The organism is Nocardia noduli (assembly GCF_019038455.1).
Taxonomy (GTDB): Bacteria; Actinomycetota; Actinomycetes; order Mycobacteriales; family Mycobacteriaceae; genus Nocardia; species Nocardia noduli.
On record NZ_JAFMPL010000007.1, the window covers coordinates 39,379 to 60,065 of the forward strand.

General features: G+C 66.1%; 17 protein-coding genes. 5 read left to right on the forward strand and 12 right to left on the reverse strand.

The window, feature by feature from the left end; translation table 11 throughout:
* Positions 1-109 precede the first annotated feature (109 nt).
* Entirely contained in the window at positions 110-1,021 is a 912-nt protein-coding gene (locus JZ792_RS06955; RefSeq protein WP_216908025.1) for an NAD-dependent epimerase/dehydratase family protein, read from the reverse strand.
* 129 nt (positions 1,022-1,150) lie between these two features.
* On the opposite strand from JZ792_RS06955, the gene JZ792_RS06960 reads away from it, so the two are divergent.
* The gene (locus JZ792_RS06960; protein WP_216908027.1) at positions 1,151-2,110 is read left to right on the forward strand and encodes a GlxA family transcriptional regulator; all 960 of its coding nucleotides are present in this window, start codon (positions 1,151-1,153) and stop codon (positions 2,108-2,110) included.
* Positions 2,111-2,128: 18 nt separating this feature from the next.
* On the opposite strand, the gene JZ792_RS06965 is transcribed toward JZ792_RS06960, so the two are convergent.
* The 6 genes from JZ792_RS06965 to JZ792_RS06990 all read right to left on the reverse strand — a co-directional run bounded on the left by JZ792_RS06965 (position 2,129) and on the right by JZ792_RS06990 (position 10,248).
* Positions 2,129-2,887, reverse strand: coding sequence for a sirohydrochlorin chelatase (locus JZ792_RS06965; protein ID WP_216908030.1), 759 nt, complete (start codon positions 2,885-2,887; stop codon positions 2,129-2,131).
* Between the two features lie 46 nt (positions 2,888-2,933).
* On the reverse strand, positions 2,934-4,181 hold the full coding sequence (locus tag JZ792_RS06970) for a uroporphyrinogen-III synthase (protein ID WP_216908032.1): 1,248 nt from the start codon (positions 4,179-4,181) through the stop codon (positions 2,934-2,936).
* A 6-nt stretch (positions 4,182-4,187) separates the two neighbouring features.
* A complete protein-coding gene (gene nirD / locus JZ792_RS06975) occupies positions 4,188-4,589 on the reverse strand; it encodes a nitrite reductase small subunit NirD (RefSeq protein ID WP_216908034.1) in 402 nt (133 codons plus the stop codon).
* 64 nt (positions 4,590-4,653) lie between these two features.
* Positions 4,654-7,215, reverse strand: coding sequence for a nitrite reductase large subunit NirB (gene nirB / locus JZ792_RS06980; RefSeq protein ID WP_216908036.1), 2,562 nt, complete (start codon positions 7,213-7,215; stop codon positions 4,654-4,656).
* Between the two features lie 25 nt (positions 7,216-7,240).
* Positions 7,241-8,713: a nitrate/nitrite transporter gene (locus JZ792_RS06985; protein WP_216908178.1), complete on the reverse strand. Its 1,473-nt coding sequence runs from the start codon at positions 8,711-8,713 to the stop codon at positions 7,241-7,243.
* Positions 8,714-8,988: 275 nt separating this feature from the next.
* Positions 8,989-10,248 (reverse strand): MFS transporter, encoded by a 1,260-nt coding sequence (locus tag JZ792_RS06990; RefSeq protein ID WP_216908038.1) that lies wholly within the window; start codon positions 10,246-10,248, stop codon positions 8,989-8,991.
* Positions 10,249-10,314: 66 nt separating this feature from the next.
* On the opposite strand from JZ792_RS06990, the gene JZ792_RS06995 reads away from it, so the two are divergent.
* The 4 genes from JZ792_RS06995 (at position 10,315) to JZ792_RS07010 (ending at position 14,536) form a co-directional block, all read left to right on the forward strand.
* Positions 10,315-11,022 (forward strand): FadR/GntR family transcriptional regulator, encoded by a 708-nt coding sequence (locus JZ792_RS06995; RefSeq protein WP_216908040.1) that lies wholly within the window; start codon positions 10,315-10,317, stop codon positions 11,020-11,022.
* Between the two features lie 130 nt (positions 11,023-11,152).
* Positions 11,153-12,637, forward strand: coding sequence for an MFS transporter (locus tag JZ792_RS07000; RefSeq protein ID WP_216908042.1), 1,485 nt, complete (start codon positions 11,153-11,155; stop codon positions 12,635-12,637).
* A 307-nt stretch (positions 12,638-12,944) separates the two neighbouring features.
* Positions 12,945-13,487: a GNAT family N-acetyltransferase gene (locus JZ792_RS07005; RefSeq protein WP_216908044.1), complete on the forward strand. Its 543-nt coding sequence runs from the start codon at positions 12,945-12,947 to the stop codon at positions 13,485-13,487.
* 53 nt (positions 13,488-13,540) lie between these two features.
* A complete protein-coding gene (locus JZ792_RS07010) occupies positions 13,541-14,536 on the forward strand; it encodes a hypothetical protein (protein WP_216908046.1) in 996 nt (331 codons plus the stop codon).
* 6 nt (positions 14,537-14,542) lie between these two features.
* On the opposite strand, the gene JZ792_RS07015 is transcribed toward JZ792_RS07010, so the two are convergent.
* From JZ792_RS07015 to JZ792_RS07035, 5 genes are all read right to left on the reverse strand, one after another.
* Complete coding sequence (locus JZ792_RS07015) at positions 14,543-15,493, reverse strand: SCO2521 family protein (RefSeq protein WP_216908048.1); 951 nt, start codon at positions 15,491-15,493, stop codon at positions 14,543-14,545.
* Positions 15,494-15,649: 156 nt separating this feature from the next.
* Positions 15,650-16,666, reverse strand: coding sequence for an SCO2522 family protein (locus JZ792_RS07020; RefSeq protein ID WP_216908050.1), 1,017 nt, complete (start codon positions 16,664-16,666; stop codon positions 15,650-15,652).
* Between the two features lie 45 nt (positions 16,667-16,711).
* Positions 16,712-17,689, reverse strand: a complete 978-nt coding sequence (locus tag JZ792_RS07025; protein WP_216908052.1) for an SCO2523 family variant P-loop protein — start codon at positions 17,687-17,689, stop codon at positions 16,712-16,714.
* A gap of 4 nt (positions 17,690-17,693) precedes the next feature.
* A complete protein-coding gene (locus JZ792_RS07030) occupies positions 17,694-19,544 on the reverse strand; it encodes an SCO2524 family protein (protein ID WP_308165180.1) in 1,851 nt (616 codons plus the stop codon).
* Positions 19,545-19,790: 246 nt separating this feature from the next.
* The gene (locus JZ792_RS07035) at positions 19,791-20,642 is read right to left on the reverse strand and encodes a TIGR02569 family protein (protein ID WP_216908054.1); all 852 of its coding nucleotides are present in this window, start codon (positions 20,640-20,642) and stop codon (positions 19,791-19,793) included.
* Positions 20,643-20,687 lie beyond the last annotated feature (45 nt).

The window sequence follows — 20,687 nt, forward strand, 5'->3', positions numbered from 1 at the left end:
CCGCAATACCGGCCCGGCCGGTGTGTTCGTGGTGTTTCGCGTACTCACCGGGCGTGTTCGGCCGGAAACGCACGTTTCACCGTGAATACCCCGCAACGGTGCATTCGGCTCACGCGGCGGGCACGACCGTTTTCAACACGTCGTCGAGATCGGTCGCACCGACGCCGAAAGTGTCACGTAGAGCCGAATCGTCGACGAGGAACGTCCGATGCGACATGTGATAGGTCTCGAACACCTCGATCCAGAACGGGTCGCCGAGGCCGAGCAGGGTCAGTTCGCGGTCGGTCATCACCTCGAGGGACGGCGGCTCGACGCTCGCGAGAGCGGCCAGCCTGGTCGCCAACTCGCGGACGGTCGAGGTGATGATCGGGGCGTGCCACGCGCGACCCCAGGCCCGGTCGTCACCGGCGACCGCGACGAGCGCGGCCGCCGCGTCGGTGATCGCGGTGTAGGAATGCGGAAGCTCCACCGCCTGCGGGACGAGCGCGAGCCGCCCGGACAGCACGTTGGACTGCACCATCAGCGAGAACACCGAAACCGCTCCCGCGCCGAGGAATTGGCCCGCCCGCACCTCCGTCACCCGGACCCGGCCCGCGCGGTGGGCTGCTTCGGCCTCCCGCCACATGCGTGCGCGAACGGCGCCCTTCGGTCCCGTCGCCGCGAGCGGCGCGTCCTCGGTCAGCGGTCCGTCGACCGGACCGTAGCCGTACAGGTTGCCGAGCATCACCAGATCCGCGTTCGCCTGCTCGGCTGCCGACAGGATCGCGCCGAACAGCGGCGGAACAGCTTCCGGCCAGGTGTGATAGGCGGGCATCGCCGTATTGAAAACGGTCGCGGCGCCCCGCGCGACCGCGGCGAGAGCGGTGGCGTCGGTGGCGTCCAGAGCCACTCGCTCGATATTCGGATGGTCGGGTCCGGTGCCGCTGCGGCTGACCACGCGCACCTGCTCGCCCCTGTCGGCGAGTAGTAGCGCGGTGGCCGACGCGGTGCCGCCACGACCGATGATGACATGCTGAGGCATGTTGGTTTCCCTTCTGGGACAGTGTGTTTCGTACATCGGCGCGATCCGCCGATCTCGTGTCATCCACCCTGCCGCGTCGCCGACGGGTAGGCTAGTGGCCGCCTTGCCACCTATCCCAAGGATCCAGCCATGAAATCCGTCGCCGTCGTCGCCGTCCCGCCCGTGAAGACCTTCGACCTGTCCATGCCGCACACCCTGCTCGGCTCGGTGACCGTCGACGGCGAACCCGGCTATTCGGTGACGGTCTGCACCGCCGAACCCGGGGTGGTCAGCGCCGGAATCGGCGGCTTCGACGTGGTGGTGCCGCACGGCCTGGAGGCCGTGGACGCGGCCGACACCGTCATCGTGCCGAGCACCGGAGCGCGCGACACCGCCGACCCGGCCACCGTCGCCGCGTTGCGCCGCGCCCTCGAGCGCGGGGCGCGCGTCACCTCGATCTGTAGCGGCGCTTTCGTTCTCGCCCAGGCCGGACTACTCGACGGACGCGCGGCGACCACGCACTGGGGTCTGGCCGACGAACTGAGCGCGCTGTATCCGGAACTGACGGTCCGCACCGACGCGCTGTTCATCGAGGACGGGCCCGTCACCACCGCGGCGGGAGCCGCGGCCGGAATCGACCTGTGCCTGCACCTGATTCGCACCGATTACGGATCGAGTATCGCCAATGCCGTCGCCCGCCTCGCCGTCGTGACGCCGGTGCGCCCCGGCGGCCAGGCCCAATTCGTCGACACCGCGCTGCCACCGGAGAACGGACTGTCACTGGCGTCGACCAGGGAATGGGCCATGGGCAGGCTCGATACTCCCCTGTCCCTGGACGAACTCGCGCGTCACGCGCGCACCAGCGTGCGTACCCTGACCCGCCGATTCCACGAGGAGACCGGGATGAGTCCGCAGAAATGGCTCACCCACCAGCGCGTCCACCGCGCCCGCGAACTCCTGGAATCCACCACCCTGCCCATGGACCAGGTGGCGCGCCACTGCGGACTCGGCTCGGCGGAATCACTGCGCCAGCACATGATTCGCCAGGTCGGACTGTCACCGAGCGCCTACCGGACCTCGTTCACCCGATCGCCGCGCCACGCGGTGTAGTGCGGAGCGACCGGTGCTTCAGAGAACCCGGACCCGCGTCAATTCCGCTGCGGCGGTGCGGTATCGGTCGGCGATCAGCCGGACGACGGCCGGGTGCACGCCGATGGGTTCGGCCACGCCGTCCGCGCCCGCCTCGTGCAGACGCTGCTGGAACAGGCCGTGCGCCAACAGGTACGAGGCGATGAACACGCGGCGCGCGCCCGACTCCCTGAGATCGGCGACGACCTCGGGAACGCGAGGGGCTCCGGTCGCGACGTAGGCGATCCGCACCGGCGCGCCGAGGTGTTCGGCGAGCAGGGCCGCCGAGCGCCGGACATCCTTGCGCGCCCTGGCATCCGACGATCCGGCGGCGGCCAGGACGACCGCGTCGCCGCGTCGCCAACCCGCGGCACGAAGTCGCATGGTCATGACGTGCGCCAACGCCGGGTCCGGGCCCATCGCCCTGGTGACCGCGACGGCGGGGTGTCCGCTCTCCGCGACTTCACGCGGAACGTCCTGGTAGACGTGGTAGCCGGAGGCGAGGAACGCCGGAACCACCACGGCGGGAACCGATCCCGCCGTCGCTTCCAGATCGCGCAGCACTTCCGAAGGCGAGGGACCGAGCACGTCGACGAACGCCGTGCGGACCACGGGCGCCCGGGTCGTCGCCCACTCGCCCGCGGGTTCCGCTCGCGCGGTCAGTTCCCGCGACACCGCTTCGGCCAGCGCGGCGATCATCTCGACACCCCTGGTGCTCCTGGTGCCGTGTGCCACCAGGACCACGGCGGGCGAGGTCACGACTCCGGCCCGTCTACGCAGTTCCGTCCCGCTCGTCGTCGCGCCGTCATGCCGACCAGCTCCCCATCGACTGGACATAGCGCGACGCCCGAGCTGGCGTGTTCATACCGGGCAGCGGGGGACGCTGTCCGTCCAGCTGACGCGGGAAGTTGTCCGGGCATTCGACGGCGTCCAGCGCGAGCCGGTAGCCGCGTTTGACCACGGTCTGGATCGCCTTGGGGGTGCCCAGGCCCGCACGCAACCGTGCGATGGCCGTCTCGACCGCGTGGGTGTCGTCGCCGCCACCGGGCAGCGCCGCGAGCAGATCCTCGCGGGACACGACCCGGCCGGGCTGGCGGGCGAGTGAACGCATCAGGGCCATCGGCGCGGGCGCGAGCTGACGCACCACACCGTCGACCACGACGCAGCCACCGCGCACGCTGATCTGGTGACCGGCGGCCTGGATCCGGTTGGCGCGCCGCGGCAATTCCTCCGCGACGTGGCGAGCGAGCGCGCCGAGCCTGGCCCTGGCCGGCATCGACGTCGGCACACCGAGTTCTTCGAGCGGAGCCGCGGTGATCGGTCCGACGCAGGCGGGCAGTACCCGGCCGCGCAGGGCGTGCAAAACACCCTCCAGAAGTCCGGTCTCCTTGGCGCGCATCAGCATCGACGCCACGGCGGGCGCGCTGGTGAAGGTCACGCAATCCAGATTCGCGGTGACGATCGCCTCGATCATCTGGTCCATCGGCCCCTGATCCACGGGCGGGATCCAGCGGTAGACCGGCACCGGAACCACATCGGCGCCCGCGCAGCGCAACACCTCGCAGAAATCCGGAATCGGTTCCCATTCGGTGGTGGCGCCGTGCAACTGGACCGCGATGCGCACACCTTCCACACCTTCGGCGAGCAGGTGGTCGAGCACCTCGGCGGAGGACTCCGAGGCGGGCGACCACTCCTCGCGCAGTTCGGCCGCGCGGATGGCGCCCTTGGCCTTGGGGCCGCGGGCGAGCATCCGGTTACCGGCGAGGGTGGTGCGCAGCTCTTCGGCCAGCCCCCAGCCCTCGGCGGCCTCCATCCAGCCGCGGAATCCGATGCCGGTGGTCGCGACGGTGATCTTGGGCGGATCGGACACGAGCTGGCGGGTGACCCGCTCCAGCTCGGTGTCGTCGGCCAGCGGAATGATGCGGATGGCGGGGGCCGAGACGACCGTCGCACCCCGCCTGGTCAGCAGCGTGGCGAACTCATCGGCACGTCGCGCTGCCGTGATGCCGACCGTGAACCCGGCGAGACACGCGCCCGCGTCGATTGTCGTCATGGGTGTTCATCCGTCCGAGGATTCGAGCCCGGACGCCACCGGCTCATTGGATACCGAAACGATGCCGTCGTCCACACGCACCGCGTACACCGGCAGCGTTGCCGACTCGTCGTCGAGGCACCGGCCGTCGAGCAAGGAGAACGCCTGCTTCAGCAGTGGCGATGCGACGACGGGAATCCCGCCGCGATCACCGACGATCCCACGCGACATCACCGCGGCCCGGCCGATCGGATCGATATTACCAACGGCGCACACCGTGCCGTCGGTCAGTAGGAACAGGGCGGCCTGACGGCCACCTTTCAGCAACACCGCGGCGCCGCGGCCGGGAATCAAGTAGTCGAGTCGGCACGCCTGTGTCCAACCCGTGGCCGTGGCCTGCGAAATGCTGGGTGTATCGATAACGGTCATCGGGTTCCTCCTCCGAACGCCTGTCTCATTGGTACCGGCGTCCTGTTTCCACGCGGTTAAGCGCTCATTTCCCGTGCGTGGCTGTGGTGGATCCCACACCCGCCGCGACCGGGATCTCCGGCAGGCCGAGCAGCACCGGCACCTTGCGTTCGCCGCTGTCGTCGAACGAGATGGTCGGGTCGCTCTCCTCGGGAGCGTTGACGAAGGACACGAAACGCGACAGTTTCTCCTCGTCGTCGAGAACGGCGGCCCATTCGTCGCGGTAGCCGTGGACGTGGGCGGCCATCGCGGCCTCCAGATCGTCGGCGATCCCCAGGCTGTCCTCGCACACGACCTGCTTGAGGTAGTCCATGCCGCCCTCCAGCGCCTCCTGCCACGGCGCTGTGCGCTGCAGGCGGTCGGCGGTGCGGATGTAGAACATCAGGTAGCGGTCGATGTACTTGATCAGGGTCTCGTCGTCCAGATCGCCCGCGAGCAGTACCGCGTGCTTGGGGGTGAGACCGCCGTTGCCGCCGACGTAGAGGTTCCAGCCGTGCTCGGTGGCGATGACGCCGACATCCTTGCCCCTGGCCTCGGCGCATTCGCGCGCGCAGCCCGAAACGGCGAGCTTGAGCTTGTGCGGGGACCGCAGTCCACGGTAGCGCTTCTCCAGCAGTACGGCCATGCCGACCGAATCCTGCTGGCCGTAGCGGCACCAGGTGGAGCCGACGCAGCTCTTGACGGTCCGCAGCGATTTGCCGTACGCGTGGCCCGATTCCATGCCCGCGTCGACCAGGCGCTTCCAGATCAGCGGCAACTGCTCGACGCGCGCGCCGAACAGGTCGATGCGCTGGCCGCCGGTGACCTTGACGTACAGGCCGAATTCCTTGGCGACCTCGCCGATGGTGATGAGCTGTTCGGCGGTGACCTCACCGCCCGGCATCCGAGGCACCACCGAATAGGTGCCGTTCTTCTGGAGGTTGGCCAGGAAGTGGTCGTTGGTGTCCTGGAGCGCGGCCTGCTCGCCGTCGAGGATGTGCTCGCTCGAGGTGGACGCCAGGATGGAGGCGACGGTCGGCTTGCAGATATCGCAGCCGGATCCCTTGCCGTGCTTGGCGATCAGGCCGGAGAAGGTGCGGATTCCGGTGACCTGGACGATCTGGAACAACTCGGCGCGCGACTGCGAGAAGTGCTCGCACAGCGCCTTGGACATCTCGACGCCGGACTGTTCGAGCAGCTTCTTGAGCATGGGAACGCAACCGCCGCAGGAGGTTCCGGCGGAGGTGCAGCTCTTGACGGCGGGCACGTCGCAGGCGCCTTCGGCGATGGCACCGCAGATCGCGCCCTTGCTGACGTTGTTGCAGGAGCAGATCTGCGCGTCGTCGGGCAGCGAGTCCGCGCCCAGTTCCGCACCGGCGGGCGAGATCAGCGCCGCGGGTTCGGCGGGCAGCGGGCGGCCGACCAGCGGACGCAGTGCCGAGTAGGCGGTGGCGTCGCCGACCAGGATGCCGCCGAGCAGGATCTTCGCGTCGTCGGAGACGACCAGCTTGGCGTAGGTGCCTTTGGCCGCGTCGTGCAGCACCACCGACAGCGCGCCCTCGGTGACGCCGTGCGCGTCGCCGAAACTCGCCACGTCGACGCCGAGCAACTTCAGTTTGGTGGACATATCCGCGCCGGGGAACTCACCCGCGCCGCCGAGCAGGCGGTCGGCGACGATTTCCGCGGTGGTGTAGCCGGGGGCGACCAGGCCGTAGCAGACGCCCTCGACCGCGGCGCATTCGCCGATCGCCCAGATGTGGGGATCGGAGGTCCGCAGACCGAGATCGGTGATGATGCCGCCGCGCGGGCCGACCTCGATACCGGATTCCCTGGCGATCTCGTCACGCGGACGGATGCCCGCGGAGAACACCACCAGCGAGGCGACGATCCGGGAATCGTCGGACAGCGTCAGCTCGAGTTTGCCGTCGTCCAGTTTTTCGATCGAGGAGGTGCCGACACCGGTGTGGACGTTCAGTCCCAGATCGGTGACCAGCTTCTCCAGGATCGCGCCGCCGCCCGCGTCGATCTGGGCGGGCATCAGCCGCTCGTTGTATTCGACGACGTGCGGGGTCATCCCGAGCAGGCGCAGCGCGTTCGCCGCTTCCAGCCCCAGCAGACCGCCGCCGATGACGACGCCGTGCGCGCCCGGCCCTGCGGCCTCGGCGGCCGCCCTGATGCCGTCGAGATCGTCGAGGGTGCGGTAGACGAAACATTCCGGCAGGTCGTGCCCCGGCACCGGCGGCACGAAGGCGTAGGAGCCGGTCGCCAGGACCAGCGCGTCGTAGGCGATGGTGTCGCCCTCGGAGGTGGTGACCTTGCGAGCGTCGCGGTCGATGGCGATACCGCGCTGGCCCAGGCGCAGCTCGACCAGGTCGTCGCCCGCGTACTCATTGCCGGGCAGGGCGAGCGCGGCAGCGTCCCAGGTGCCGACGTAGGCCGAGAGGCCGACGCGGTCGTAGGCGGGAAGCTGCTCCTCGCTCAGGACGAGCACCTGCCACAGGCCTGCGTCGTCGCGGGACCGGAGCGCTTCGACGAAGCGGTGACCGACCATGCCGTGGCCCACGACCACCGCGGTTTTGCGTTGCGTCGGATCGACGGTGGGGTTCATGAGTGTCTCCGTACTGGTGCGAATGTCAGGCGCGAGCCGACGAATTGGTGGACGGTGCGCTGTCGGCGTGTTCGGCCTGCCGGACCAGCGACTCGGCCTCGACCACGACATCGGAGTCGGTGGACCGGCTGCCCGAGGTGGGCCTGCGCAGGAAGACCGCCCAGGTCACCACGGCGCAGGCGACGTAGAAGGCCATGAAGACCCAGAACGCGGTGGTGGCGGAAGCGGTCGACGAGTAGGACGAGCGCAGCACCAGGTTGATGCCGACACCGCCGAGTGCGCCGATCGCGCCGACGAAGCCGATGAGCGCGCCGGAGGTGTTCTGCGACCAGGCCGCCTGTGCCGCCGGAGTGGCGTCCAGGCTCTTGCTCTTGGCGTCGAAGACCGACGGGATGATCTTGGTGACCGAGCCGTTGCCGACACCGGAGAGCACGAACAGCGCGATGAATCCGACGACCAGCATGGTCATCACACCGCCGGTCGGCACACCCTTGTTGCTGTCGCCCATGGTGCTGGCGACACCGACGACCACCGCGGCGGCCATCATCGCGCCGAAGACGTAGAAGGTGACGCGGCTGCCGCCGATGCGGTCGGCGAGTTTGCCGCCGTAGGGCCTGGCGAGCGAACCCAGCAGCGGGCCGATGAAGGCGATCTGCGCGGCGTGCAGCGCGGCCTGCGCGGCGCTGTCGCCACCGGCCTTGAAGCTGATCTGGAGCACCTGGCCGAAGGCGAAGCTGTAGCCGATGAACGAGCCGAAGGTGCCGATGTAGAGGAACGCGATCGCCCACGACTGCGGCACCTTGAGCGCCGTGATCATGTAGGACAGGTCGGCCTTCTGGTTCTTCAGGTTGTCCATGTAGAGCGCGGCGCCGACACCGGCCAGCGCGACGAGCACCAGGTAGATGGCGCAGATCAGCGAGGCGTACTGGTTGCCCAGGGTCGCGATGACCAGCAGGCCGATCAACTGGATCACCGGGACGCCGATATTGCCGCCGCCCGCGTTCAGGCCGAGCGCCCAGCCCTTGAGCCGTTGCGGGTAGAAGGCGTTGATATTGGTCATCGACGAGGCGAAGTTGCCGCCGCCGAGACCGGCGAACGCCGCCACGATCAGGAACGTCGTGTACGAGGTTCCTGGCTGGTTGATGAAGTACAGGGTCAGCAGCGTCGGAATCAGCAGCAGCCCGGCGCTGAAGATCGTCCAGTTGCGTCCGCCGAAGCGCGCGGTGGCGACGGTGTACGGAATGCGCAGGATCGCGCCGACCAGCGTCGGCACCGCGACGAGGAAGAACTTGCCCGCCGGATCGATGCCGAACTTGTCGGTCGGCATGAACAGCACCATCACCGACCAGATCGACCAGACCGAGAACCCGACGTGCTCGGCGAAGACCGACCAGATCAGATTGCGCTTGGCGACATCTTTACCGCCCGCCTCCCAGGCGTCGACATCCTCGGCATCCCAGTGCTCGATGTTGCGGTTACGCGTCAGCGTGCTCAACAGGGCCTCCCAAAATCGGTTAGCCCAACGGTAGGAAACAGGTATTGCCGAAATGCTGCGCGAAATGACCGCTGAATCAACGGTTGCTCACGTTTACCCGAAACCCGAAGTGAGTTCCGGGTCTATGTTTCAACGATGTGACACAACGGTTTCCGTCGGTGACAAAGAGCCGATCTCACAATAAAGCGGCGGTGAGGTGTGACGCGCACGACCCTTTCGGAAAAGAATGGCCGCTTCCGCACGACCTCGCAACTCGAGTTGTGAGGTTCTTTTCTCGGTCAGGCCCAGCCGTCCTCGAGAACGCGCGGCCTGCACGCCTGCCACGCGCCGACGAGCAGCACCAGCACCGCGACGCTCAGCATCGCGAACGGCGCGAGCCAGCCGCCCGTCGCGGTGTGCAGAGCGCCGAACAGCAGCGGCCCGGCGCACGCCACGGCGTAACCGATGCCCTGGGTGAACCCCGACAGAGCGGCCGAGCCGCGCGCGGTGCGGGTGCGGACGTTGATCAGCGTCAGCGCCATCGGGAAGGTGCTCGGACCGAGTCCGAGGATCACCACCCACAGCACCGTCGCGCTCATCGGCGCGATCAGCAGTCCGGCGAAGGCGATGAAGAAGAAGGCGGCGAAGAGCACCACGAACGGGAAAGGATTGCGGAACCGGGCGACGATGGTCGGCGCGGTGAACGCCGAGACCAGCCCGACCAGGGCGAACAGCCCGACCATGGTGCCGCCGAAACCGTCGCTCGCCCCCGCCTCGGCCAGGATCTGGGGCAGCCACGCGAAGATCGCGTAGGTGGTCAACGAGGTCATGCCGAACATGGCGGCCATCCCCCAGGCCAGCGGCGAACGCCAGACCCGGCCTCGCACCTCGGGCTCGGCGCCCGGCAGTGCCGTCTCGTCCACCACCTCGCGCCCGCGCCGCACCCGCAGCACACCGATCCACGGGAGCGCGGCGGCGAAACCGAGCACGGCCCACAATCCCAGGGAGATCCGCCAGCCGTGCGCCTGCGCGACCGGCACCGCGATCAGCGCGGGCACGACGGTGCCCAGTTGCACCATGGTGATGTACAGGGAGCTGATCACCGCGAGACGGTCGGGGAAATAGCGTTTCACCAGCGGCGGGATCACCACGTTGCCGATACCCATCCCCGCGAGGGCGAGCCCGGAGAACAGCAGCAGTTCGCCGGTGCCGCCGACGAGGGCGCGGATCAGCATGCCGAGTCCGGCCAGCACCATGGCGGTCAGCGCGGTGCGCTCCAGGCCGATCCGGCCGACCAGGAACGGGGCGATCAGGCCGGAGACCGCGAACATCGCGGTCGGCACCATGCCGAAGACGCCGATGATCGCGGTCGAATATCCGATGTCGTCGCCGATTCGCTCGGCAAGGGGACTGAACGCCGTGACGGCGACCCGGAGGGTGAGCGCCGATATCACGATCGCGGTGAGTACCAGGAGCCGACCCTCCGCGAGCGCGCGCCTGCGCGGCTCGACGGAGGTCTGATCCGGGCGGGTCGTGGTGTCGGTGAGGGTAGCTGTCACCGACAAATCATAGGATGACCCGATGATAGGAGGCAACGTATTTGTGATGGGCGGTACTCTGATGCGGTGCAACCAGTCCGGCGCACCAGCCTCATCGCCCAGGTAACCGAGCAACTGCGTGCCGAAATACGTTCGGGCCGTTGGTCTATCGGCTCCCGCATTCCCACCGAGCCGGAGCTCACCGAGCTCACGGGGACGGGGCGGAACACCGTGCGCGAAGCGGTCCAGGCCCTCGTCCACGCGGGCATGCTGGAACGCCGTCAGGGTTCGGGCACCTATGTGATCGCGATATCCGAAGTCGGCGGCACCCTCGCCAAATACTTCGCCGACGCAGAGGAACGCGACGTCCTCGAACTACGCGAGGCCCTCGACACCACCGCGGCGGCCCTGGCCGCCCGACGCCGCGACGACAACGACATCGCCACCCTCGAGCGCCTGCTCGACGAACGCGGCCGTCACACCTGGGGCGAGGGCAACCCCGCCGCGATCGCCGCGGACGTCGCGCTGCACCGGGCGATCGTGGTCGCCAGCCACAACGCGGTGTACCTCGAGTTCTACGACTCGCTGCTGCCGACCATCGAGCAGGTGATCCGCTCGCGCACCGCGAAATCCGACGACTCCTACAACACCGAGCACCAGGAACTGGTGCAAGCTGTCATAGACGGCGACGCCGAGCGGGCGGCGCAGGCGACACGATGCTTCCTCGGATCACTGATCGCCGAGTACCCCGAGCCGCGCCAGGACCGACCGGTCGCGCATCATAAATCGACGTAACCAACAGGTCACCGAACGCAATTCGACCGTGTGAGTCGAATTTGCCGGGAACGCAACGGAAGGCCATCGGCGCGCAACAACCAACTTCTACGTTTGTCTCGACCGTAGCGAGGCAATCGAGAGGGAGCCGATGACTGCCACAGTAGCTACCACCGGACAACAGTCGGAAACGCAGGCGTTCGAGCATCAGACTCGCGGACGCTGGCTCGATAAATGGGAACCGGACAACACCGAATTCTGGGAAGCGGGCGGTAAGAAGACCGCGCGCAAGAATTTGATCTTCTCGGTATTCGCCGAGAACCTCGGATTCAGCATCTGGGTCATCTGGGGCACCGTCGTCACCAGCATGGGCCTGGCCGGATTCGACTTCCTGGCCGGTCTCGGCAAGGGCAACCCGACCGCGGTGAGCAACGCACTGCTGCTGACATCGACCCCGACCCTGGTCGGCGCGGCACTGCGAATTCCGTACACCTTCGCCATCCCGAAATTCGGCGGACGAGCGTTCACCGCGTTCAGCGCGGCGATGCTGCTGATTCCGACAATCGGATTGGCCTATTTCGTCAATCAGCCCGAAACCCCGATGTGGGTATTCATGGTGCTGGCGGCGCTGGCCGGTGTCGGTGGCGGCAACTTCTCGTCGTCGATGGCCAATATCTCCTTCTTCTTCCCCGAAGGTAAAAAGGGCGCGGCCCTCGGCATCAACGCCGCGGGCGGAAATCTCGGCGTCGCGCAGACCCAGTTGGTGCTGCCGCTGCTGATCACCCTCGGCACCCACATCATGGCCAAGGACGCCGCGGGCTACCGCTTCGGCATCACCCTGTCGGTCCTGGTCTGGATCCCATTCATCCTCGTCGCCACCTTCGGCGCCCTGCGCTACATGGACAGCATCGGCACCGCCAAATCCGATGGCAAGTCCTACAAACTGGCGCTGACCAACCGCCACACCTGGATCATGTCCTTCCTCTACATCGGCACCTTCGGATCCTTCATCGGCTTCTCCTTCGCCTTCCCGACCCTGATCAAGGCCAACTTCCCCGACCTGGCCAAGATCGGCTGGATCACCACCCTCGGCAACCTGGCCTTCCTCGGCGCCCTCGTCGGATCCTTCAGCCGTCCGTTCGGCGGCTGGGTCTCCGACAAGGTCGGTGGCGCCAAGATGACCGTCTTCGTCTTCGGCGGCATGTCGGTGGCGGTCGCGCTCATCATGGCGGCCCTGGAGATGAAGAGCTTCCCGCTCTACCTTGCCGCCTTCCTGGTGCTGTTCATCCTCACCGGCATCGGCAACGGCTCCACCTACCGCATGATCCCGTCCATCTTCAGCGCGGAAGCCAAGAAATACGCCTCCGAACACGGCATGGACATCTCCGAAGCCACCGCTTCGGCCCGCAGGCAGGCAGGCGCAGCCATCGGCGTCATCGGAGCGATCGGCGCCTCCGGCGGCTACGTCCTCCAGCAGGCACTTCGCCTGTCCAACATCAACTTCGGCAGCATGACCCCGGCCTTCTGGGCCTACGCCGGAGCCTTCCTGGTGATGGGCGCCGTCACCTGGTTCTTCTACCTCCGCTCCAGCTTCGCCACCGGCCGCATCTCCTCCCTGGCCTACGCGAACGTGTAATCCCCACCACCCCCATCGCCGAACGCCGCCCGGGCCACCCCGGGCGGCGTTCGGCGTTCGCGGGGCCGTGCCGCGATCGCGGGAGCAGATCACCCTCGACAGCGATGCGAATGCCCGACTCTCTCGCAACCGCTGGTTTGCGATCGGGTTGCGAAGGTGCGACAGCACTGACAGCACTGCGATGAGTCGGGAAATGCACAGTCTCACAGCTAATTTCGCGCACATCGCGTTGTCGGAAAATCGATCCCGCTGCTAACCGGTGCCTCTACTCTGGGTGGGAGAATCAGACGGTCCGACGGGGGCACGGATGGATATCGACAGCAGGGCGGGGATCACAGTGTTGCGACGGGCACGACTAGAGGATCTGGAAACGATCGCCGCCGTCGAACGCGAACTGTTCGGCGATTCCGCGTACCCCTATATGTTGTTGCGACAATTGTTCGACCTGCACGGTGCGCATTGGGTAGTGGCCGAGGTCGAGGATACGATCCGCGGTCACGCTCTGGTCGGGCTCGGAACCAAGCGCTGCGCGTGGGTGATGAGTCTGGGTGTCACAGAGCAGTACCGGCGACGCGGACTCGGACGAAGCCTACTCGAGCACGCCGTGGAACATTGCCGATCCGAACGCGCCGACAGAGTTCGGCTCACGGTCCGACCGAGCAACAGAGGCGCGGCTGCTCTCTTCGAACTCGCCGGATTCGTCAGAATCGCCAAGGACGACAGCTACTTCGGCAGCAACGAGCCGCGAGAAGTCTTGGAGCACAGCTTGAATGGTGATCGTCGCCGCTGGCGCAGCGACGATCCCGGCGATCCTCGCTGGATCAAGCGCCCACGCGGACCCCACCCTTGATCGAAAACAATTGATATCGTTGAGGAAGTTCGATCGCACCGGGGGAAGCGACGTTGACCGAATACGACGGCCAAGGCGACCTACCGCAGGAAGTTCAATCGATCACCACATTCATCGAGCGACTTGCGGACAAGTACTACACGGAGCAGATCGCCGAATTCGTCACTCCTCGAGCCGATTCGACTCGCCGGATCGAGAGGCAGCTCCTCGCCGAATTCCATCGGCACGTAGAGGATTCGGTGATCGAGTACCAGATATCGAAGGTTCCACCGCGCGGTGACGAACTGATCTTCGCCCATATATACGACAAGGTCGACACGCATCAGAATCCTGCTCTCGCCCGGTGGGGTATCCGTTCCCTCCTCCGTCGCGGATCCGACACCATACAGGCCGTCAGACGTCGGATGCGTCGCCTGCTGACACGTCGGCAGGCGGAGAATGCCGAAATTCCGCGTGAAGCATCCGCGATCGACACGGATGCCATCCGATGGATAGTCACCGCGCTACTCGCCGTCGAGACCGAGTTCAGAGGACCGCGGCGGCTGAGTGGGACGCAGAGTATACGTACCGCCGAGATCTACGAAAGCCTCGGCTCCCGACTGATCGATTCCCGCTTGCCTGCCCATGCCGCGCTCGCCTTCAAACGTGCCACATCCTTGTTCGCCCTGGACGAGGATTTCGACGCGCAGGACCGGTGCCGACTGGCGAGGGCACGCGCCAAACGACTGGCCACTCTCCCGGCTTGGCGACGTGTTCCCGGACAGATCTCGGATCTGCTGTGCGGCTACGGTTTCCGGCCGTTCCGCATGCTCGGCTGGATAGCGGTACAGCTGGCGATCTTCTCACTCGTGTTGTGGAGCGCCGGTCACGAGCCCCTGGCGACGTCGGTGCATATCTCTTTCATCAACTACCTCAACCCGACCGGCCTCGGGGAACTCGACGGCATCGGCACACCGGGACGGGTGATTCTGGTCGTGGAAGCGTGGACCGGAACGGTATTCATGTCGGTGTTCTTCGCCTTGCTCGTCCGGCGCTGGTTCCGGATCTGAACCATGTCAGGCGTCCGGCGGCATACCGACCAGGTTGGCGCGGATGGCGTGCCAGGTGGCCACCATCATCCTGTGGCGCAGGTGGTCGATGGAACGACGCCAGTCAGCGGTGAAATCCGGTTCGTCTTGAAGTTGCCGCCAGAGCTTTCGCATCGGTTCGGGCGTATGGGCACCCGGAGCCCAGAGATGCGCGAGGTTCTGTAGAAAAGTAGCCAGAATATCCGTCGAGGCCGCACTCGCCGGGCCTGCCAGATCAGCGCGCTCGATGGTGGCCGCGATCGCGGTCAGCAACCAGTCGTGCAGTGCGAGATCCTCACAGAACCGCTGTGCTGCCGTCAATTCGGATTCTGACGGCACCCGGATCAGCGCCGTGCGTCGGGTATCGTCGTGCAGTCTGAGACTCACTCGAGGCACCGCGACATCATCCACTCGCGCGACCCAGCGCAGCCGAGTTCCACGAACTCGAAGCGGTAAGTCGTTGCCGAGTGCGGTGTTCATTCCGATCCGGCGTCGCAGACGTTCGGTGATCGAGGTGAGATCCAGACTCTGCCCGGCCGACTGACCGGCGAGGAAGCCCTCCGACAATCGTATCCCTGTGTCGCCGTTGACCTTGGTGACAACTTCGAGGACGCCGTCTCGCTCCAGATAGTGCGACCACGGCATCCGTTGATCGGACGGGGACCGGACCACGATCGCTTGGCCCGAACTCTGCACAACTCTCCCACCGACCACCACCGCGCGCACGGCGACCGTGCCGATCGCTCGAACGGAGGTGTGGCCGGGCGCCGCGAGCTGACAGTCCACACCCTCTGCCCCGGACGCCGAGACTCCCAGGGAGATAGGACGTTCCCGCCAGTGGGCTCGCTGGCCTGGCGCCAATTCGAGTATCTCTTCGACTTCGCTGCGCCGCAACGCGACTGCCGTCGGTAGCAACCCGCTCGAGATCTCGCCGAACACCGCCAGAACATCCGGGAGTGGGCGAGCCGCACGCGGCTGCGCCTGTGCGCCCCGAGTCAGCAGACGCTCCGTCCTCGCCCGACGGTTCACGCGAATATCCACGGTGGAGCGGGTGAAGCGCACTCCACCTCGACGGCCGGATCCGGTACCGGTCATTCAGGACCCCGGCAAGAGGTGATGGCTGAGCCGCTCGGCGGCTCGACGTGGAACGGTGATGCCCTCGCGGGCCCCCCGCTCGACCACTTGGTCGACAACTTCGGCGTCGAGTCTTATATGGTCCATGATCACCCGCACCGCGTACTCGATACCCACGTACCGTTGCGGAAGGATCGACAAGGACCGGTAGGCCGCGAACGGTTTGGCTGCCGGATTGAGTTGGATGATCGATGGCATTTCCCACCAACTGTCGTGCCTGGGCGAGTCACGAGACCACGGCTGCGGCTCGACCGCGGGTCGGCCGTCGTAGCGCAGCAATCCCAGCCGAAGCAACTGCCAGATCGAGGCCAGATACGGGCATGACCATTTGGTCCCGGTCTCCGCACCGCGGCGGGTGCGTTCCAGGTTCCACATCTCGACGTCGAGGAATATCGAATGCTCACGCCGCCCGAATTCCTCGGGGTATTCATACGGTTCGTCCGCGTGCATCGACTGCCCCGGCTTGCCGCCGGATTCTCGTTTCCCGTTGCACAGCCACCCGGATTCGGAGGCGGGTGGCCGGGTGCCGTTGTGACCGACCTGAGGTTCCTGGACTATCCGACCTCGTACATGCTCGGCCAGCGCGATGGCGGGGGTCCGCACCACCCCGTCACGAACCACGGCGGGGACCTCCCAGCATCCCGCCTCGCGAGCCAGATAGTCGATCCGTAACCCGCATTCGTCCGCGGCGCCGAGCAGATCGTCGAGGATTCTCTCCGGAACGGTATCGCGCCGGAAGTAATCGTCGATCAAGAAGCAGGTACTCACCCGAGGATTTTCACCGAAGTCGTCCTCCGCGATTTCGGTCAACGCCCTGACGAGCGGCGCGATGCGTCGGAACTGAGCTTTGATCGGACCCGGTCCGGCTGTGAGGTCGTGCATGTAGAAATGGCCGACCTCTATCGAGAGATGCGATAACGGCACGGCGCTCACACGTGCGTGCTCGGTCGCTTCGGTATAGCCGGGCGCATGCTCCACGGGGTCGTGAACCTCTCCAGTGATCGATAGTCGGAAGAATGCAGGTCAGTTGTGCGGCCGCCACCGCGGATTGTTCAGCGGACGCCAACTTCGCTCGTCCAGCAGCTGTGCCGAGAGCTTCTCGATCGCCTCGATGGTCGCCCGATTGGCGATCTCGTTGTCCACGTCGACATCGAGGATCAGCTGTTCGCGCATCTGCAGGACGGGCTCGACGAGGACCGAACCCAGGACCGAACTGGCACCGATCTTCAGATCACCCGCCAATTTGTTCAGAATCCGGTCCTGACGTTCCAGCCATGACGTCTGCGCGCCCGAACTGTCGGGATACATGCGAGCGAGATCCGGTACCGCGGTGCGGATGAACCGGGTGTTCATCAGAAGCGTCTTGGGCTCGTGACCTGCGCGTTCACCGCAGTCCAATAAACCGTTCGCTCCGTGCACGAGACCGTGCGCCGCGAAGATGTGCTGACGCGTCCAGCGGTGGAAGACCAGCCACCGCACCGTCCGCCCTCGTAGCGCCTCGGTCGCGGTCGCCTTCAATACGATTTCCATCGCCGCCGACCTGCCCGCGCTGAGATCGACCAGGCAGACATCGAATTCACGATCTATCGACAGCAACAATCCGGCGCACCGATCGACAATCGACGGATCCTTGCCGTAAGCGAATTCGCCGCCGCCCTGATCACCGGGAAACAGCACCAACTGGCCGCCACGGCCGCCTATCTTGCGCAATTCGGCGCGATCGGTGCTGTCACGCACGTTCACACGCGCAGGAGTGTCGATCCGACCCAAAAGGTAGGAGTGCAGACCTTGTCCTTGCTCGGTACCGGAGGCTCGGTCCTTGGTCGGCGGAATTCCACGTTCCAAACCACTGATCTCGAAGAGCGCACCCGTTGTCGGAGAACCGAAATCGAAATCCAGGTAGGCCACGCTGTTTCCGCTCGCGGACAGGCGGAAGCCCATGTTGCAGCTGGTCACCGACCGGCCCGTGCCCCCCTTGTCCGACGTCGCGAAGACGATCATGCGCTTACATGTTCCTGTTCGCGTCGGTCCGGCCGATCTCCAGACCATTGAGATCGCGTAGGGCCTCCAGCGTGTGCACGAGCGCGGAGGCCGCGTCCTTGCGCACCAACTGCCGAGCCTCATCGATGTGATGCTCGACGCGCTGCATCGTGCCACGGCTGCGCAGACCGATGCCGATCGTCACGTTCAGCAATTCCTGATCGAAACGGTGTTCGGCCGTGTCGAGCAGAACCTGTGCGACAACCTGGAGTTCGGGCCAATTCGGGGGCGCGGCGCTGTAGGTGCGCTCGGCCATGACGAGACATTCGATCAGCCGCTCGGTCATGTACCAGGACGGCCGGGTCTCGCGCGGCGCGTCCTTGCCGCCGAAAACCTTGCCCGCGTCATCCCAGAGGCCGACCGCTCCCGTTTCCAGGCGTCTGTGGTGCAGATGTTCCATCGTCGCCTTGGACAGATCCATCAATTTGTCCCTGGCGTTGACATTGTTGGACAACCGAGCCGCCTGCAACATCCGCTTGAGCAGCACAGCCGAATAGTCCGAGACCTCCCACTGCAACATCGGACCGCTGTCGATCCGCTCGGTGCCGCGCAGATCGAGACGCACACCGGGGGAATGCAGACGTATCGCCGGGTCGTCTTCGGTGGCACGCCTGATGATTCGGCCGCGCCCGGCCAGTTCGTCGAAGATCGCGACCGCTCGTGTCAGATCGTCATCGGAGGCACTGCGGGATACCAGATCCTGGATCAGCACGGCGGAGACGATCAGACTGTAGTAGTCCGACTGATCGCCATCCGATGTGCGCCAAGGGATATCCTCCAGCGGCCAGACCCCGTCACCGAATCGCGCGACCGTCGACCAGTAGAGCTGGGTCAGTTCCCACCGGGTCCGCAATGCCTGGGCCAACCGATGCTGTTGTTCGTCCAGCATGCCCATTTCACCGGCTTGCGGCGAGACGAGGTCGTTGATGCCGTCGAGGGCGACCATCGTGAAGTACAGGTATGGACGGGATTCCGCGGTTCCCACCGCCTTGGCGATCGGAGCATCGATGAAGCCGACCGGGCTCGCGTCCTCGGGGATGCCCCAGCTCCAACCACATTCGAACAACAGATTGTCGTTCTCCAGGCCTTTGACGGAGGTCTCCTGGCCGAGGACGACGTCACTGCGCAATCTCGCCCTGACACGCTCCAAGCTGAATTTCACGCCGCTCAACACGTTCTGTTCCGAGCGCCCGTCGACATTGAGCATCGAAAGGATCGCTTGTCCCTCGGACGATTTCGGAAACATCGTGTTGACGACGAAACTACGGACCAGTCCGGTCATAGCGGCGGTCAACCGGGTACTGACCGCGTCGACCAGCTGCTGCATCTGCTCATCCGGGCGGTTCTGCCAGACTGCTGCGATGTGGTCGCGCAGAAACCGCAGTCCCGCCATGCACAACGTCAACGACATCGAATACGCGTCGACCACCTCGATGCGGCGTTGTACCGGCGTCGGTTGCCGACTGTCCGAACTCTTCAGATAACCACCACTGGCGAAGATCGGCTGTCCGGTTTCGTCGGTGTTGTTGGCGATATACTCGTCGAGGAGTTTGACCAGGAACGAGCCGCCCCACGTGCGACCACCGATCGGTTCCAGTCTCTCGCTCACATCGTTTTCGACCCGATCCGGATCATGCAGGGCGAAGGCATCGATTTCGGTGGCAGGATAGAGCAGACACAGCAGTTGTTCGGAATCACTGATCGAGTTGACGCCGTCCCGCCCGCCCCACGACCAGGTCTCCTTCTCCCTGTCCCAGCATGAGTCGAACATCGCCTGCCAGATGTTCAGAATCTGTTCTCTCGGTTGGATTCTCACCTGCCGCCGTCCTCGAACCGCTCGTAGCAGGCCGCGCTGGTCTCTATCCGAAAGTCGCGACCTGGCGGCGATTGTGCGCACAGACTACACCGCAGATTGGGCATGGCTCCCCCAGGCATGTGTATAGACACGCGGTGCACTTAGTTTAGCCGAAAATCTAAGGCTCAGAGCGGGGTTCGCATGATCGAACGGCCCGGCCCCGCGTCGCGACGGCACGTGATCGGCCATCACCCCGAGCAGCGACCGTCACAGCATCAACCGCACCATATCCGCCGCCCGCGCCAACCCCGGAAAGGCGTCCGGCGTCGAACGCGGATGCAAAGCATGCACCGCCAACCGAAACATGACCGCGCGCAACAACATCTGTGGCCATTCCGGTAGGTCCGCCCAGCGGTCCAACAACCCGTCGTCGGCGCCGCCCCACGCGAGGGCATCGATGACGATGACGCCCGCGGCCCATTGGGGTGGGCGCCAGTACGGTGTCAGGTCCGAGAGACCGGGGGTGCCCGGTCCGGAGAACAGCACGGTGCCGAAGAGATCACCGTGCACCAGTTGCGGGGGTGTTCGGACGGATTTGCGCAGTGTCGCCAGCTGACCGATCAGCTCCATGCTGCGGATGCCGTCCGGGGTGACGGGTGGGGGCATGCCGCCAGCGCGCAGGGTGCGCAGCGGGACGGCCTCCCAGGCGGCGCGGTCGGCGGCGACGAAGACGTCGACGTCCATCCAAGGCGCGACGGGCGGCTGTACGAGGAAACGAGGACGTTCCAGTTCCGCGGTGGCCTGGTGCAGGCGCAGCGATACCGAGACGACCTCGTCGTGGCGGGGTTCGGGGAAGCCATCCAGGTGGGTGTCGGCGCGCCAGCCAGAGACGACGTAGCGGCCATCGGTGGCGCGTACGGGGCGGGCCAGGCGCACGCCGTCGACCTCGAGCGTCTCGCGGATCTTCGCCGACCATGCGGCGCGCGCGTGGTCGGCGACGGGGCTGAGCACCACGTCACCGCAACGCCAGCCGCCGTCCCAGTCTCCCAGGGACACCGGGGTCACTTCGCGCAGACCGAACGTCGCGCGCACGTGCTCGGGGGGTTCCACAGAAGTCACGGCCGTACCGTACCGCCGGTCTCGGCGGCCCGGAACACTGCCACA